Annotated in this window: 14 protein-coding genes; 7 read left to right on the top strand and 7 right to left on the bottom strand. The window is 58.5% G+C overall.

Going from position 1 to position 15,254, the window contains the following annotated elements:
• Window positions 1-79: 79 nt before the first annotated feature.
• Complete coding sequence (gene mltA, locus CJU81_RS14340) at window positions 80-1,234, top strand: murein transglycosylase A (RefSeq protein ID WP_095037189.1); 1,155 nt, start codon at window positions 80-82, stop codon at window positions 1,232-1,234.
• 112 nt (window positions 1,235-1,346) lie between these two features.
• Here mltA and CJU81_RS14335 read toward each other — a convergent pair whose 3' ends face one another.
• Window positions 1,347-1,733 (bottom strand): MAPEG family protein, encoded by a 387-nt coding sequence (locus CJU81_RS14335; RefSeq protein ID WP_095037188.1) that lies wholly within the window; start codon window positions 1,731-1,733, stop codon window positions 1,347-1,349.
• 13 nt (window positions 1,734-1,746) lie between these two features.
• A complete protein-coding gene (locus tag CJU81_RS14330) occupies window positions 1,747-2,580 on the bottom strand; it encodes a DMT family transporter (protein WP_095037187.1) in 834 nt (277 codons plus the stop codon).
• A 199-nt stretch (window positions 2,581-2,779) separates the two neighbouring features.
• Between CJU81_RS14330 and CJU81_RS14325 the strand changes: the two genes are divergently transcribed.
• The 3 genes from CJU81_RS14325 to CJU81_RS14315 all read left to right on the top strand — a co-directional run bounded on the left by CJU81_RS14325 (window position 2,780) and on the right by CJU81_RS14315 (window position 6,579).
• Window positions 2,780-4,039: a cation:proton antiporter gene (locus CJU81_RS14325; RefSeq protein ID WP_095037186.1), complete on the top strand. Its 1,260-nt coding sequence runs from the start codon at window positions 2,780-2,782 to the stop codon at window positions 4,037-4,039.
• Between the two features lie 177 nt (window positions 4,040-4,216).
• Window positions 4,217-4,591, top strand: a complete 375-nt coding sequence (locus CJU81_RS14320; protein WP_095037185.1) for a hypothetical protein — start codon at window positions 4,217-4,219, stop codon at window positions 4,589-4,591.
• Complete coding sequence (locus CJU81_RS14315) at window positions 4,588-6,579, top strand: pyrroloquinoline quinone-dependent dehydrogenase (RefSeq protein ID WP_095037184.1); 1,992 nt, start codon at window positions 4,588-4,590, stop codon at window positions 6,577-6,579. The genes CJU81_RS14320 and CJU81_RS14315 overlap by 4 nt, the downstream gene beginning before the upstream one ends.
• A gap of 35 nt (window positions 6,580-6,614) precedes the next feature.
• Here CJU81_RS14315 and CJU81_RS14310 read toward each other — a convergent pair whose 3' ends face one another.
• The gene (locus CJU81_RS14310; protein WP_095037183.1) at window positions 6,615-7,523 is read right to left on the bottom strand and encodes a LysR family transcriptional regulator; all 909 of its coding nucleotides are present in this window, start codon (window positions 7,521-7,523) and stop codon (window positions 6,615-6,617) included.
• Between the two features lie 24 nt (window positions 7,524-7,547).
• On the opposite strand from CJU81_RS14310, the gene CJU81_RS14305 reads away from it, so the two are divergent.
• The 3 genes from CJU81_RS14305 to CJU81_RS14295 are packed head-to-tail and all read left to right on the top strand — an operon-like array spanning window position 7,548 to window position 10,170.
• Window positions 7,548-8,864 carry a D-amino acid dehydrogenase gene (locus tag CJU81_RS14305; RefSeq protein WP_254924881.1) on the top strand — a complete coding sequence of 439 codons (1,317 nt, stop codon included), beginning with the start codon at window positions 7,548-7,550 and terminating at the stop codon, window positions 8,862-8,864.
• A gap of 30 nt (window positions 8,865-8,894) precedes the next feature.
• Window positions 8,895-9,245: a RidA family protein gene (locus CJU81_RS14300; RefSeq protein WP_095027482.1), complete on the top strand. Its 351-nt coding sequence runs from the start codon at window positions 8,895-8,897 to the stop codon at window positions 9,243-9,245.
• Between the two features lie 22 nt (window positions 9,246-9,267).
• Window positions 9,268-10,170 (top strand): transporter substrate-binding domain-containing protein, encoded by a 903-nt coding sequence (locus CJU81_RS14295; RefSeq protein WP_095037181.1) that lies wholly within the window; start codon window positions 9,268-9,270, stop codon window positions 10,168-10,170.
• Window positions 10,171-10,191: 21 nt separating this feature from the next.
• Here CJU81_RS14295 and CJU81_RS14290 read toward each other — a convergent pair whose 3' ends face one another.
• From CJU81_RS14290 to CJU81_RS14275, 4 genes are all read right to left on the bottom strand, one after another.
• The gene (locus CJU81_RS14290) at window positions 10,192-10,911 is read right to left on the bottom strand and encodes a 16S rRNA (uracil(1498)-N(3))-methyltransferase (RefSeq protein WP_095037180.1); all 720 of its coding nucleotides are present in this window, start codon (window positions 10,909-10,911) and stop codon (window positions 10,192-10,194) included.
• Between the two features lie 136 nt (window positions 10,912-11,047).
• Complete coding sequence (locus CJU81_RS14285; protein WP_095037179.1) at window positions 11,048-12,454, bottom strand: adenosylmethionine--8-amino-7-oxononanoate transaminase; 1,407 nt, start codon at window positions 12,452-12,454, stop codon at window positions 11,048-11,050.
• Between the two features lie 131 nt (window positions 12,455-12,585).
• Window positions 12,586-13,833, bottom strand: coding sequence for a pyridoxal phosphate-dependent aminotransferase (locus tag CJU81_RS14280; RefSeq protein WP_095037178.1), 1,248 nt, complete (start codon window positions 13,831-13,833; stop codon window positions 12,586-12,588).
• Window positions 13,830-15,188 (bottom strand): pyridoxal-dependent decarboxylase, encoded by a 1,359-nt coding sequence (locus tag CJU81_RS14275; protein WP_095037177.1) that lies wholly within the window; start codon window positions 15,186-15,188, stop codon window positions 13,830-13,832. Before CJU81_RS14275 ends, CJU81_RS14280 begins: the two co-directional genes overlap by 4 nt.
• Between the last annotated feature and the right edge of the window lie 66 nt (window positions 15,189-15,254).

Below are 15,254 nucleotides of genomic sequence, written 5' to 3'. Positions count from 1 at the left end.
CAAAGACCAATACCCTTATTAAATATACGGTTTGCCTTGACGGCCATCAGACCTCGGCAACCTTGAAGGAACCGCGTCAATGAACAGAGTTTTCAAACCACTGGCCTGGATGCTGCCCGTTGCCATGTTACTGGCCGGATGCAACGGCACCGACAAAGACGCAGACAAGAATGCCGTCAAACCTGAACCGCACACCACTTACAGCAAAGCTGACTGGAGCGCCCTGCCTGAAGTGACAGGCAGTGACCTGCAAAGCGGCTTCGCTTCATGGCGCAGTGCCTGTACCCGCCTCAAGACGGATGCCAACTGGGGGCCGGTATGCAGTGACGCTGCGGCATTGCCTGCCAGCCCGAGCGTGGCCGAAATCAGCAATTTCCTGCAAACCCACCTCGACGTGTACAGCCTGCGCTCGGCAGAAGGCAGCAGCGACGGCCTGATCACTGGTTACTACGAACCCGTTTACCCAGGCAGCCTCAAACCCACCCAAGCGGCCAATGTCCCGATCTATGGTGTGCCGGCTGATCTGATCGTGGTCAATCTGGACAGCATTTACCCCGAACTCAAAGGCAAGCGCCTGCGCGGTCGCCTCGATGGCCGTGTACTCAAGCCTTACGACACTGCTGAAACCATCAACAGCAAAGGCCTGAATGCTCCGGTGCTGGCGTGGCTGACCGACCCGATGGACCTGCAGTTTCTGCAAATCCAGGGCTCTGGCCGGGTCCAGCTCGACAATGGCCGTCAACTGCGCATCGGCTATGCCGACCAGAACGGCCACCCGTACAAGCCGATTGGCCGCTGGCTGGTCGAGCAAGGCGAATTGAAGAAAGAAGACGTGACCATGGGCACCATTCACGCCTGGGCCATGGCCAACCCGCAGCGCGTCCACGAGATGCTGGCCAGCAACCCGAGCTACGTGTTCTTCACTCAGAACCCCGACAGCAACGAAGGCCCGCGCGGCTCGCTGAACGTGCCTCTGACGGCCGGTTACAGCGTGGCAGTTGACCGTAAAGTGATCCCGCTGGGCAGCCTGTTGTGGTTGTCGACCACCCAGGCCAACGGCCAGCCCATCGTGCGCCCGGTTGCCGCCCAGGACACCGGCGGCGCCATTGCCGGCGAAGTGCGGGCCGACTTCTTTGTCGGTACGGGCCCCGAGGCAGGACAAATTGCGGGCGACATGAAACAGAAGGGCAATATCTGGCTGCTGTGGCCTAAAGGGGCGGCGTTGCCGTTGTAACTGCCCTTGTGGGAGCGAGCCTGCTCGCGATGGCATCACTGCGGCGCATCAGGTAAACCGCATCGCCGACATCGCGAGCAGGCTCGCTCCCACAGGCAGTGTGGTGATTGCGTTACATCGACACAAAAAAGAAGCTGACAACCAGCCCCATGCCGATAAACCAGATGATCGAACGCAGAATCGCCCAGTCAGCCAGGTAGCAGATGATGTACAGCATGCGGCTGGTCACGAACAGCACCGCCAGCACATCAATGGTCACCGGCTGAGCGTTGCCCACGATGTCGGCAATGATCACCGCCGCGGCAAACGCGGGGGTCACTTCGAAGCTGTTGAGCTGGGCACTGTGAGCGCGCTTGGCAAACCCTTGCAGGCCATCGAGAAACGCACGCGGATCATGGTTCTGTTTAGGCCCGAACTTGCCATCACTGAACTTGGCAAACGCGGTGCACACATAGGTCAGGCAGAAGGCAATCAGTACGCACCAGAAGGCAACCGTCATTGGAATTTCCTTTTTAGAGTTTCATCACGAGCATGCCGATCAGCACCAGCCCACAGGCTAAGAGCCTCGGTCCGCCGAAAGGTTCTTTGAGGTAACGCATACCGAACAGCACCACCAGAATCACACTGACCTCACGCAAGGCCGCCGCCTCGGCAATCGAGCCCAACTGCATAGCCCACAGCACCAGGGCATAGCTGGCCAGCACACAGACTCCCACCGCGACTCCCAACCGCCATTGCGTGCGCCAGAACAGCGCAAATGCTGCCCGCTTGCGGGTAACGGCCAGCAGCGGGAACGGCCAGGCACTGAGTAATGTGACCCACACCAGATAATCCAGCGGATGAGACCAGCGCCGGATCGCCTGCCCGTCCAGGAAGGTATAGCAACCGATACACAGGCCGATAAGCGCCACCACCGGCAGCATCGACCAGGGCAGGCGATCACCGCCACCGCCCTGCCACAGCAAGCAGGCCATGCCGCACGGAATCAGCAAAATACCGATGATCTGCTGCCCCGTGAGCACTTCTCCGGCAAAGGTCAGGGTCAGCGCCAGCACCACCAGTGGCGAAAGGCCGCGCATCAGCGGGTACACCAGACCCAGATCCCCCACCCGATACGCGCGGATCAACAGCACCCGGTACACCAGCTCGAAAAACACCGAGGCCAGAATCCACGGCCAGATATCCGCCGGCGGCCATTGCGCAAACCCCACCAGCGCGGCCACCACCACCAGCGCCACCGTGTCCATGCAGGCGATCACCAGCAAACGCTCACCGCTGAACTTGATCAGGGTATTCCAGATCGCGTGCAACACGGCCGCGACCAACACCAACGCCGTTGCCAGCACTGCAGACTCCTTATTGTTATAAACCTGCGCTCACCGCCAGGTGCTCCATGCAACCTCAGCGCGAAGGCGTGGTCAATGACCTGGCACTTCGCGTCCCTTTGCCACACCCCGTGGATGTGCCCCTGGCCCCCGTTTTTGCATCCAAACATGACCCGACCCGATCGGGTTTCCATTCACTCTCGCCACCACAGGATCCCGGATGCTTGAGCTTGTTGCTGCGTTTATCTGCCTGACTTCACTACTGACTTATGTGAACTTCCGCTTTATCGGCTTGCCGCCGACGATTGGCGTGATGGTCACTGCCCTGATGTTTTCCCTGCTGCTGCAAGGCTTGAGCTTCCTCGGTTATCCGGGGCTGGAAGAGCGTGTGCAGGAGCTTATCGGCCAGATCGACTTCGGCGACCTGCTGATGAACTGGATGCTGTCGTTCCTGCTGTTCGCAGGCGCCTTGCACGTGAATTTCAACGACGTGCGCAGCTACCGCTGGCCCATTGGCCTGCTGGCCACGGTCGGTGTGTTGATCGCCACTACCGTGATCGGCAGCCTGGCGTACTGGATTTTCGGCCTGTTCGGCTGGCATATCAGCTTCCTTTACTGCCTGCTGTTCGGCGCACTGATTTCCCCTACCGACCCGATCGCGGTACTCGGCGTGCTGCGTACCGCCAATGCCTCCAAACCGCTGAAAACCACCATCGTAGGCGAAAGCCTGTTCAATGACGGTACCGCCGTTGTGGTGTTCACCGTGTTGCTGGGCATCGTGCAACTGGGCGAAACCCCGAGCCTGAGCGCCACGGCCATGCTGTTTGCCCACGAAGCCATTGGCGGCGTGGTGTTCGGCGGTCTGATCGGTTATCTGGTGTACCGCATGATCAAGAGCATCGAGCAATACCAGATCGAAGTCATGCTGACCCTGGCCCTGGTGATCGGTGGCTCGGCCATGGCCAGTGAGCTGCATGTGTCGGCGCCGATCGCGATGGTGGTTGCCGGTTTGATCATCGGTAACCTGGGCCGCAACAAGGCCATGAACGAGATGACCCGTCGCTATATGGACGGTTTCTGGGAACTGCTTGATGACATGCTCAACGCACTGCTGTTTGCGTTGATCGGCATGGAGCTGTTGCTGCTGCCGTTCTCGTGGCTGCACTTGCTGGCGGCCAGTGGCCTGGCCTTGGCCATTTTGCTGTCGCGCCTGCTGACCGTGGCTCCGGCCATTGTATTGCTGCGCCGCTGGCGCACCGTGCCGCGCGGCACCATCCGCATCCTCACCTGGGGCGGCCTGCGCGGCGGTGTTTCGGTAGCCCTGGCGCTGGCCTTGCCGCTGGGCCCGGAGCGCGATTTGATCCTGAGTATTACTTACATCGTGGTGCTGTCCTCGATCCTGTTCCAGGGCCTGACCATCGGCAAACTGGTCAAGCATGTGACCAAGGATGCGCCGGTGGAGGCTGAGCAGGCGCACTGATCCCGCTCCCGAACCCCCTGTAGTCGCTGCCGAGGAACGAAGGCTGCGATCGATCGCAATCGCAGCCTTCGTTCCTCGGCAGCGACTACAGGTGCTTGTCATCCCGGCGATTTCCCCCGCCTTGGCTACACTCACTTTCCGTAATGCCCTCGGGCATGAATCGCTAAGGAGAAAGGGATGAGTACTTCTGCTGCCTACGCACCGCCCAGGCGCCGTCTTGGCGCCAATATCATGATCATCGCGGCTCTGGCTGCCCTGGCCATTACGGCAGGGAGATTCTTGATGCCATTGTCTGGCGTGACAGGTTCCGGCGGGGCAATGACCACGATGTTTGCCGAATTGGTGCTGCTTGTTCTGGGCGTGTTGCTGCTCAAGACCGGGGCAGGCGGCATGCGTAACTTCATCCTGTTCCTGGGCTGGGCCGGGGTCATCGGGACCCTTTTTGCCGCCAGCCTGCTGCATGGCTGGTGGACTGTGGTTGCCCTGCTGGTCTACGCCGTGGGTGTGGTCATTGAAACCTTTGGCCCCAAGCCAACCAGGAGCGCGCTATGAACGGGATCAATAAGCACTTTTTGACAGCACCGGCGCTGTGCTTGCTGGCTGGTGTGTCCAACGCCTACGCCCAGGACACCTACACCGTACCGCCGCCCTTGCTGGCCCCGTCCAGCATCTCGGCCGAAGCCGCCAAAATTCCGATCCCCAGCGGTAAGGAATGGGACAGCTTCCACGGCCAGCTCAGCTCGCAGAAGTACTCGCCCCTGACTCAAATCAACAAGGACAACGTCGGCAAACTGACCAAGGTCTGGCAGTACTTCACCGGCGACATGTCCACCGGCAAGGGCAAAATCCCACCGTCGGTGTGGTCCGCCACCCCGATTTTTGCCAATGACACGTTGTATGTCGGCACCCCTTTTTACCGGATCATCGCCCTTGAGCCCGAGACCGGCAAAGAGAAATGGACATACGACACCAAGTCACCTCTGGTGGCCGAAACCCAGCCCGCGCTGAAGTCACGCGGCGTGGCCTACTGGCAGGAAAAAAACCCGCAAGCAGGCGTGGCCTGCCAGAAGGTCGTGTACCTGGGCAATATGACGGCGCAGCTGTACGCGGTGGATGCCGATACCGGCAAACCCTGCGCAGGCTTCGGCAAAAACGGCGTGGTCGACGTCAACCAGTGGAACAAGGTCAACGCCAAATGGCCGCTGTCGCAGTTGCAACCCCCCACTGTTATCGGTGACAAGCTGATCGTCGGCTGGGCCGGTAAAGACTGGGAATACGAAGTTGAGTCACCGGGCTCGCTGTTTGCCCTCAATGCCCGCACCGGCGAGCTGGAGTGGGAATTCAAGCCGATCCCGGATGAGGAGGCTGGCAAAACCGGTACCGCCAACATCTGGACCGCGATGTCTTATGACCCGGCTCTTGGCTTGCTGTACATACCCGTGTCCTCACCCTCACCCAACTACTGGGGCGGCAACCGGACCCAACCGATTCCACTGGGCACTTCAACCACCGCCCTGGATATCAATACCGGCAAGGTCGTCTGGTCTCGTCAGTGGGTTCACCATGACTTGTGGGACTACGATATCAACTCTGCGCCGACGCTGATGGACATCACCGTCGATGGCAAGCCTGTAGCGGCGTTGGTACAAGCGACCAAAATGGGCTTCCTGTTCACCGTCGACCGCCGTACCGGCGAAGACGTGTGGCCGATCGAAGAACGCCCGGTGCCCAAAGGCGACGCCGACGGCGAGGTGTATTCGCCAACCCAGCCGTTCCCGACCAAACCAGCTCCGTTGCTGGATCAGTCGAAAAAACCGGCCATCTGGAAAATCGCCGATATCGTCGGTTTCGGCCAGTGCAGCAAAATGTGGGACGGCTTGGAATACAACGGCATGTACTCGCCGCCATCCACCAAGGGCAACGGCGTACTGGCTTACCCGGACAGTGCCGGTGGCGTGCAATGGGGCGGTGTAGCGTTTGACCCGGTGAGTCAGGTGGCGATCGTCAACACCTCGCACATCGTTCAGATGATCAAGCTGTGGGATCGCGCTTCCTACGATAAACAGCCTAAAGATTCTGGCAACGAAAACGGCTTCTACCCTCAAATCGGCGCGCCTTACGGCATGAGTTTGCTGAACGCGCAAAACTGGGCTGGCATGCCGTGCTGGGCACCGCCTTTTGGTGAAATCGTGGCAATCAACATGAACACCGGTGACGTGAAATGGCGTCGGCCGATGGGTGCCGTGCAGCAGTGGGGCTGGTACATGCCTGAAAGCATGGGCTCACCGACCATTGGTGGTCCAGCGGTGACCGCAGGCGGCCTGGTGTTTATCGGTGCATCGATGGATGCCAAGGTGCGCGCCTACTCCCTGGATGACGGCAAGGAACTGTGGTCGGACATCGTTATGGCGCCTGCCGTGGCCAACCCCGCCGTCTATGAATACAAGGGCCGGCAGTACGTGGCGTTTGTGGCGGGCGGCAACTCGATCCTGAAAGATCAGGTGGGCGATCAGGTGGTGGTATACGCCTTGCCGAAGTAACCCCCCCACCCTGTGGGAGCGGTTAAATCGCGCTATCAACCCGCCAACCGCTGCAACTGTTCGCTGGCACGCTCTGCGAACAGTTGCAGCAACCCTTCCAGGGTATGCGCCGGGGCCTCATCTGCCCGGGTCAATGCATACAACGTTATCGGCAGTGCCGGGGTCAGTGGCCTGATCAGCGTACTCGCCCGCGACGCCCCCAGCGCCGTAAACGGATCAATTACCGCCAATCCCGCACCCGACTCCACCATCGCCCGCGCCAGTGAATAGGTCTGCACCGCGATACTGATGCGTGGCGGCGGCTCTACCGCCTGCAGGTAATTGTCCAGGCGGGCAAACAACGGATCGGCACTGCTCAGCCCGATCAACGGCGCATCCGCCAACTCATTCAAGGCCAGCGGCATGCCCTCGCTTTCATCTGCCCAATACCCTCTCGGTGCCAGCGCCACCAGTACACCGTGGGCCAATGCCCGAGCCTTGAGCCCGGGGTGATCAGGCAACTTGAAGGTCAGGGCCACATCCAGCTCGCGCATCAACAGGTTTAGTACCAGTTCCCGGCTATGGGCACTGGCCAGTTCACAGTTGATATCGGGGTAGCGCTGCGTCCACTCACTGATCACCGGCGGCAACAGCGACAACGCCAGCGCGGGCGTACTGCCGATCCGCAAACGCTGGCCCGGCTCACGGCGCAGGCTTTGCGCCAGGCGCTGCACGCCTTGCAGGCTCTCGGTCACCTTGTCGACTTCGCGCTCCAGCAACAGCGCCTCGGGGGTGGGCTGCAACTTGCCGCGCACGCGTAAAAAAAGCGGGAAGCCCAACCGCTGCTCGGCGTGTTGCAGCACCTTGCTGACCGCAGGCTGCGAAACATGCAGCAACTGCGCAGCCGCACTCACAGAACCGGTTTGGCGAATCGCCTGGAACACTTCGATATGACGCAAGCGCATGGCAGCAGTCCATAACCTTTGTTTATGGGAGATCCATCTTTATTCATTGTTCGCCGCCTGTCACCTGCCCCTAATCTGAAGCCCGAACAACAAGGGTTAAGGACTGTTATGGCACAGCGAGTTTGCATCATCGGCGGGGGCGTAATCGGGCTGGCCACAGCGTATGCCCTGGTGCGCGACGGCTTTGAAGTGACGGTTATCGAGGCCCGACCTGCCCTAGGCAGCCAGACCAGCTTTGCCAATGGTGGCCAGCTCTCGTACCGCTATGTAGCACCGCTGGCCGATGCCGGCGTGCCGTGGCAAGCGATGGGCTGGATGTTGCGCGGCGACTCGCCCCTCAAGCTACGCCCGCGCCTGGACACGGCCCAATGGCGCTGGCTCGCTTCGTTTATTGCTGCCTGCCGTGGCTCGGTCAATCAGCGCAACGGCGCGCATTTGCTGCGCCTGGCGTTGCTCAGCCAGGCCACGCTGCAACAATGGCGCGAAGACGATCAGCTGGGCGATTTCGCCTGGCAGCGCAATGGCAAGCTGGTAGCGTTCCGTGAGCGCGGCAACTTTGAAAAGGCCCGGAAAAAAGTTATCCACAGCTCATTTCAACAGGCGCTGACTGCCAGCGAGTGCGTCAGCCTGGAACCCGGCCTGCATGGCTCGGCGTTTATCGGCGGCATCTACACCCCTAGTGAAGAAGTCGGTGATTGCCATGCGTTCTGTCAGCAAATGGCCGCCCGCCTGCAGGCCAGTGGCCGTTGCACTTTTATGCTGGGCAAGACCGTCACCCGCCTTCGCCACGCCAACGGGGCGATACAGGCAGTGGAAATGGGCGATGAGGTTCTGGCCGTGGACCAACTGGTGCTCGCTGCCGGGCACAACAGCCCTGCCCTGCGCCTGCCGGGGTTGCGCCTGCCGCTGTATCCGCTCAAGGGTTACAGCCTCACGCTGGCTCTTACCGACCCGCAAAAGGCACCACAAGTGAGCATCACCGACTACGACCGCAAGATCGTCTACGCGCGTATCGGCGATCAACTGCGCATTGCCGCGATGGTCGACATCGTCGGCTTCGATCCCGCGCCGGACCCCAAACGCCTTGCGCAAATGCGGCAACTGGCCGGTAGCACCTTCCCGCAGGCGGGCAATTATAACGACGCCATCGAGTGGGCTGGCATGCGCCCTGCAACCCCCAGCGGCGTGCCGATCCTGGGTGCCAGCGGCTATCGCAACCTGTGGCTAAACCTGGGCCACGGTGCGCTGGGCTTCACCCTGGCCTGCGGCAGCGGGCGCTTGCTCAGCGAGCTGATTGCACAACGCAAACCCTCCATTGACATGCAAGGCCTGGCTGCCTGAGTGCGTCATCCCGTCCAGAAGGAAAGCCCTATGACCATCCAACGCATCAACAGCAATGACCGTTTGAGCGCCGCCGCGACGTTTGAAGCGCTGGTGTTCCTGTCCGGACAGGTGCCTACACAAAGCGAGGACATTACCGCGCAGACGCAAGAAGTGCTGAGCAAGATCGACGCCTTGCTGGCCGAAACCGGCAGCGACAAAGACCACATCGTTAACGCCACCATTTACCTGCAAAACATTCAGCGCGACTTTGCGGCCATGAATGCCGTGTGGTCAGCCTGGCTATCAGCAGGCAAGGCGCCCACCCGCACCACCCTGCAAGCCGAACTGGCGCGACCTCAGGTACTGGTGGAAATAAGCGTGATTGCTGTTCGTCATTAATCTGTTTTAGGGGAAAACAACAATGAAAAAATTTGCCTTGATCAGTTGCACGCTGGGCCTGTTGATCAGCCATGCCGTACAAGCCAACGAAGCCCCGTTGCAGGGCACACTGAAAAAAATCGCCGACTCGGGAAGTATTACCCTGGGTTATCGCGATGCGTCGGTACCGTTCTCCTATGTCGGCGATAACAGCGGCAAGCCAATGGGCTATTCGGTAGAGCTGGCCAACAAGATCGTAGAGCGCATCCAGCAGCAAGTGGGCGGCAAGCCGCTGAAGGTCAAATTCAACCTGGTGACCTCGCAAACCCGCATTCCGCTGGTGCAGAACGGCACTGTCGATCTGGAGTGCGGCTCAACCGGCGTGACTGCCGAACGGCAAAAGCAGGTGGCATTTTCCTATGGGTTTATTTACGTCAAAGGCCAATTGCTGACCGCCAAGGACAGCGGCATCAAGGGCTTCGATGATTTACGCGACAAGAACGTGGTGACCACGGCGGGTACCACCAACGAACGCTTTATCAAAAGCTACAGCGCCGACCACAAAATGGGCATGAACGTGATCAGCGCCAAAGATCATGGCGAAGCCTTCAAGATGCTCGAAACCGGCCGCGCCGTTGCGTTTTATATGGACGATGCGCTGCTCTACGGCGAACGCGCCAAAGCCCGCGACCCACACAACTGGGTCGTGGTGGGTGACGAACAATCGAGGGAGATCTACAGCTGCATGGTGCGCAAGGACGATCCGCAGTTCCTGGCAGTGGTCAACAAGACCCTGGCCGATCTGTATCAGTCCGGGGAAATCACCAGCATTTACCAGCGCTGGTTCGAGCAACCGATCCCGCCCAACGGCCTGAACCTGGAATTCCCGATGACCGCCGAGCTGAAGAAAATCATCGCCACACCGATCAGTGCTCCTGTGGAATAAACGGGCAAATGCTTGCCTGAATCAGAAATCGCCCCACAACTGCTGCGCCACGGCCAGGGCCACAACCGGTGCGGTCTCAGTGCGCAATACCCGTGGACCAAGGCGTGCAGGCTGGTAGCCGGCGGCCTGGGCCTGATCGATTTCGTTATCGGTCAGGCCGCCCTCCGGGCCGATCAGGAACGCCAGACGCGCGGGTTTTGCGTGGCTGGCCAAGGGCTCGGACACCGGGTGCAGCACCAGCTTGAGGTCGGCCTCTGTGGTTTTGATCCAGTCACTGAGCAACACCGGCGGATGAATCACCGGCACCCGCGAACGGCCACATTGCTCACAGGCACTGATCGCCACTTGCCGCCAGTGGGCCAGGCGCTTGTCGGCACGTTCGTCCTTGAGCCGTACTTCGCAGCGCTCACTCATGATCGGGGTGATCTCGGTCACGCCCAGTTCGGTGGCCTTCTGAATGGCCCAGTCCATCCGCTCGCCACGGGACAGGCCCTGGCCGAGGTGTATGGCCAATGGTGACTCGACTTGCCCGGCAAAGGTTTCCTCGAGCAGCACGCGCACGCGTTTTTTGCCGACTTCCAGCAAACGCCCCAGGAACTCCTGGCCCGAGCCATCGAACACTTGCAAGGCATCGCCCTCGGCCATGCGCAGTACGCGGCCAATGTAATGCGCCTGGGCTTCAGGCAACTCATGTTCACCAAGGCTCAAGGGAGCATCGATAAAGAAGCGGGACAATCTCATTTATATTCTCTGAAAATTCGGGTGCTAATGTGGGAGCGAGCTTGCTCGCGATTGTATCTACGCGGTGATTCAAACACACCGCGCAGCCTGCATCGCGAGCAAGCCCGCTCCCACAGGAGATTCAGTACGACCCGGCTTAACCCGGATCACGGAAGTCCGGATGAAAGTTCGATGGTACGGCCACGCTGATGTCACTGCGGGTCGCAATATCGATCCCTTCACTGGCCACTTCAGCCAAAAAGTCGATCTGCTCGGGGGTGATCACGTAAGGCGGCAAGAAATACACCACGCTGCCCAGAGGACGCAACAACGCGCCCCGCTCCAGAGCGTGCTGGAAGACTTTCAGGCCACGGCGTTCCTGCCACGGGTAAGCGGTTTTGCTGGCCTTGTCCTGAACCATTTCAATAGCCAGCACCATACCCGTATGACGTACTTCCGAGACATGAGCATGATCAACAAGGTGGGCAGTCGCACTGGCCATGCGTTGAGCCAAGGCCTTGTTGTTCTCGATAACGTTGTCTTCTTCGAAAATATCCAGCGTGGCCAATGCTGCCGCACAGGCCAACGGGTTGCCCGTGTAGCTGTGGGAATGCAGGAAGGCGCGCAAGGTCGGGTAATCGTCGTAGAACGCGCTGTACACCTCGTCCGTGGTCATGCAGGCCGCCAGCGGCAGGTAACCGCCGGTCAACGCCTTGGACAGGCACAGGAAGTCGGGCGTGATACCCGCCTGCTCGCAGGCGAACATGGTTCCGGTACGCCCGAAGCCCACGGCGATCTCGTCGAGGATCAAGTGCACGCCGTAACGGTCACAGGCCTCGCGCAACAATGTGAGGTATATCGGGTGGTACATGCGCATGCCGCCAGCGCCCTGAATCAGCGGCTCGACGATAACCGCAGCGACGGTCTGGTGATTTTCGGCAAGGGTCTGTTCCATCGCCAAAAACATCGTGCGCGAATGCGCTTCCCAGCTCACGCCTTCAGGGCGCAGGTAGCAGTCGGGGCTCGGCACCTTGATGGTGTCCAGCAGCAACGCCTTGTAGGTCTCGGTGAACAGCGGCACATCGCCCACGGCCATCGCGGCCATGGTTTCGCCGTGGTAACTGTTGGTCAGGGTCACGAAGCGCTTTTTGTTCGGCTGTTCACGGTTGAGCCAGTAGTGAAAGCTCATCTTCAACGCGACTTCGATGCACGACGAACCGTTATCGGCATAGAAGCAACGAGTCAGGCCTGCGGGCGTCATCTTGACCAGCCGCTCGGACAACTCGATTACCGGCTGATGGCTGAAACCTGCAAGGATCACGTGCTCCAGCTGATCGACCTGATCCTTGATGCGCTGGTTGATACGCGGGTTGCAGTGGCCAAACACGTTGACCCACCAGGAACTCACGGCATCGAGGTAACGCTTGCCTTCAAAGTCTTCCAGCCACACGCCTTCACCGCGCCTGATCGGGATCAAGGGCAGTTGTTCGTGATCTTTCATTTGGGTGCAGGGATGCCACAACACGGCGAGGTCGCGCTGCATCCACTGGTTATTCAGGCCCATTTCCACTCTCCTGACGCTGGTTGCCAGCGTGTGCGGGCAAATAATCGCGCAAGACTATGCAATGCACAGGACCGTAACAAGTCATTACGCCTGGAGATGCACCCAAGAGATCAGGAAATGTCGAGTGGAGTTTACAAACCGTTACTTATAAACCATCGACGCAAACGCTCAATCATAAGTTCTAGCCTGGCCGGACTCTGGACCAATGCAATACGAACATAGCCTTTGCCCGCCAGACCAAACAAACTGCCGGGCGTCATTAAAATGCCCGTGTCGTTCAGCAGCTTTTGAGTAAACGTGACGTCATAATCCGCTGTGCAGCAGTCGGGCAATTTAGCCCATAAAAAAAACCCGCCTTCAGGTGGTGCAACTTTCCACCCCATCAGATTTAAGGCGTCGACGACCATGACGATACGCTGGCGATAGTCCTCGCTGATAAGGTTTGCGACCGGTTCCAGTTGTTCGAGCATTTCGCTGGCGACACGCTGAAACGGTAAAAACATACCAAAATCACTATTGGCCTTCAGCCCCTTGAGTGCCTCAATCATGGAGGCCGCCCCTACCGCGAATCCAATGCGCCAGCCAGCAAGACCACACGATTTGCTCAAACTGTGGAGTTCAATCACGCACTCCATTGCACCTTCAAGCGGTAAGGCAGAGCCCTGCAAATAGTGGGAATTACCGCTGGGCAGACGAAAACCCAACTCGACGTAAGCCCTATCCAGCACCACTTTCAAATGATGCTGGCGTGCAAAACGTACGATGCGTTGCAAAGTTTGTTCAGTCACCACTACCCCGGTGGGGTTGTTCGGCGAACAAAGCACCAGCAAACGTGCATTTCTCAACTGCGCAGCCGTGATCTGTCGAACGTCAGGCTGTCCAGACTCATCACAGGGGAAGTACTCCACTCGCACCCCACGCTGCAAGGCACACGCCTGGTAAACACTGTAAGACGGGTCGGGCAAGAGCAGTGTCTCGCCCGGCTTCACAAACGCCAAAAGCGCTAAAAAAATACCTTCTTTACTACCCAGCAAATCCACCACGTGATGGTGCGCGCTGAGCTCAATAGCGGCAGAGCCCAAAAAGCGACGCTGGTGATAAGCCACAAACTGCTCACGCAGGGCCAGGTTTATGTCGCCTCTAAGCTCCCCATAACCGTGCAGGCTTACATCATTGATGTAATGAGCCAAACGCTTAAGCCAATAGGCTGGGGGATGAACATCCGGATTTCCCACCGACAGATCTATAAGGCAGGGCATTGGTCGTTCGCAGGTCTGTTGGCGCTCGCAGTAAAGCTCAATCATCTGCTTGAGAAGGGCAAAGCCAGTAGGCGACTGTTCAGTAATCGCGGTGACATCAAGGTTCGCTGCGCCCTTCATTTGATGGGGCGCTCGAAATGCTCGCTCACTTGGCTGATTTGACGCTGGCGATACCGCGTTTCAAAAACGACCTTTTGCTCGGCGATTTGCCTGAGCACCCAATCCCAATCATCGTTTGTTAATTCTGTATGGCAGGGCGTCAGCAAAAAGGCCGTGGTAACGTCTGCCGGATCATTATTAATTCGATAATTGGGCACGATACTGAAAAGCGGGAACTGCACCCCCGTATTGGTCAATTGCCAGCAATGCTGCATAAATGCCTTGGCCAATTCATCATTCGTCACACACCTGCTGGACAGGTCACTGGCAAACGGAATTAAAAACACAACTTCATGCCCTAATGTTTTCTCGTTTAACTGCGTAAACAATGCCTGCCGCTTAATAGCAGCGACGAGCGTCTCTCTACCTTGTTGAAGTCTAAATATGTAAGCACCCAACCCTTGCTTGCCAAACTTCTTCAAAGCAACCCAACTTGAAAGAATGCCAGAAGCACCGCGTGAATTTTCAAACGTATAACGGTAGGCACGCAGTTGTCCAGGCTCAAAATCCCTCTCACTAAACCGATACTTTCCGTCACCCAGTTCATCCATAAAACGACGATCTTGGCTAACAAAGTAACTATTGTTATACGGGCATAAACCGGTTTTATGGAAATCGACTCCGAATGAATCGAAGTGAGCAAGCCCCGAAAAACGTTCACAGATCGCCTCAAGACGCTGCGCAACGGCATTGCCTGGCAACTGTGTCGCTGGCAGACGCTTCAGCCCGCCTTGCAGCAAGGTGAAATAAACCCAACCAATCACGCTGTCCAGGTGCAGGTAAGGTCGATAGCTCAATGCTTCGCGGCTGACGAAACCCTCCACGACCTCATGGATGACACGCGTGTCTTCGCAGTTGAAATTGATCGTTGTCCCACCCGCACAAATAATGGCTGCTATTTTTTTTCCTTGAGCATGAGCCCGCTCCATTAGCAGGAGCAAAGCCTTTGGGCACATTTGCCCAGCGTTGTTACTCGGTACACGCCAGCAGTTGTCAGAGCCCAGGCCTAATTGGCTTGCGATGTGCTCCACGCAGTAATGCCCGCCCTCGCTACTGAAAACGACTGTCTCACCTGTCAATCCCTGGCATTGGGAATCTGGCAAAAGTCGGCTGAGGGCCGAACGAATCGCGTACATCAGGGTTATTTTTCCACCATTGCAGGCGATTCCCATGGCTTGATCCCACCCCACCCATTTCCCCAGGGTTCGGGCGACTTTCTGCTCGACCAGCAAACTTTCGCCACCAAAGGCTTCCATCAAACTGTTGATGTTATAGGCATTGGCCAGATTAGCCGCGGCAACAGTGGGCGGTCTCAAGGAACAAGTGCAACAGTCAGTTAATTTTTCTGAGCATGCTAATCACGAAACTGGGCATTCCCGCCT

Origin of the sequence: Pseudomonas fragi (genome assembly GCF_002269505.1) — a bacterium.
GTDB classification, from domain to species: domain Bacteria; phylum Pseudomonadota; class Gammaproteobacteria; order Pseudomonadales; family Pseudomonadaceae; genus Aquipseudomonas; species Aquipseudomonas fragi_D.
The sequence above is the reverse complement of the archived record's forward strand: the minus strand, read 5'-3'. Positions and strand labels throughout refer to the sequence as shown.

Coding starts and splice junctions, on each gene's coding strand:
- mltA (WP_095037189.1), top strand. CDS start 80: ATGAACAGAGTTTTCAAACCACTGGCCTGGATGCTGCCCGTTGCCATG.
- CJU81_RS14335 (WP_095037188.1), bottom strand. CDS start 1,733: ATGACGGTTGCCTTCTGGTGCGTACTGATTGCCTTCTGCCTGACCTAT.
- CJU81_RS14325 (WP_095037186.1), top strand. CDS start 2,780: ATGCTTGAGCTTGTTGCTGCGTTTATCTGCCTGACTTCACTACTGACT.
- CJU81_RS14320 (WP_095037185.1), top strand. CDS start 4,217: ATGAGTACTTCTGCTGCCTACGCACCGCCCAGGCGCCGTCTTGGCGCC.
- CJU81_RS14315 (WP_095037184.1), top strand. CDS start 4,588: ATGAACGGGATCAATAAGCACTTTTTGACAGCACCGGCGCTGTGCTTG.
- CJU81_RS14310 (WP_095037183.1), bottom strand. CDS start 7,523: ATGCGCTTGCGTCATATCGAAGTGTTCCAGGCGATTCGCCAAACCGGT.
- CJU81_RS14305 (WP_254924881.1), top strand. CDS start 7,548: ATGGGAGATCCATCTTTATTCATTGTTCGCCGCCTGTCACCTGCCCCT.
- CJU81_RS14300 (WP_095027482.1), top strand. CDS start 8,895: ATGACCATCCAACGCATCAACAGCAATGACCGTTTGAGCGCCGCCGCG.
- CJU81_RS14295 (WP_095037181.1), top strand. CDS start 9,268: ATGAAAAAATTTGCCTTGATCAGTTGCACGCTGGGCCTGTTGATCAGC.
- CJU81_RS14290 (WP_095037180.1), bottom strand. CDS start 10,911: ATGAGATTGTCCCGCTTCTTTATCGATGCTCCCTTGAGCCTTGGTGAA.
- CJU81_RS14285 (WP_095037179.1), bottom strand. CDS start 12,454: ATGGGCCTGAATAACCAGTGGATGCAGCGCGACCTCGCCGTGTTGTGG.
- CJU81_RS14280 (WP_095037178.1), bottom strand. CDS start 13,833: ATGAAGGGCGCAGCGAACCTTGATGTCACCGCGATTACTGAACAGTCG.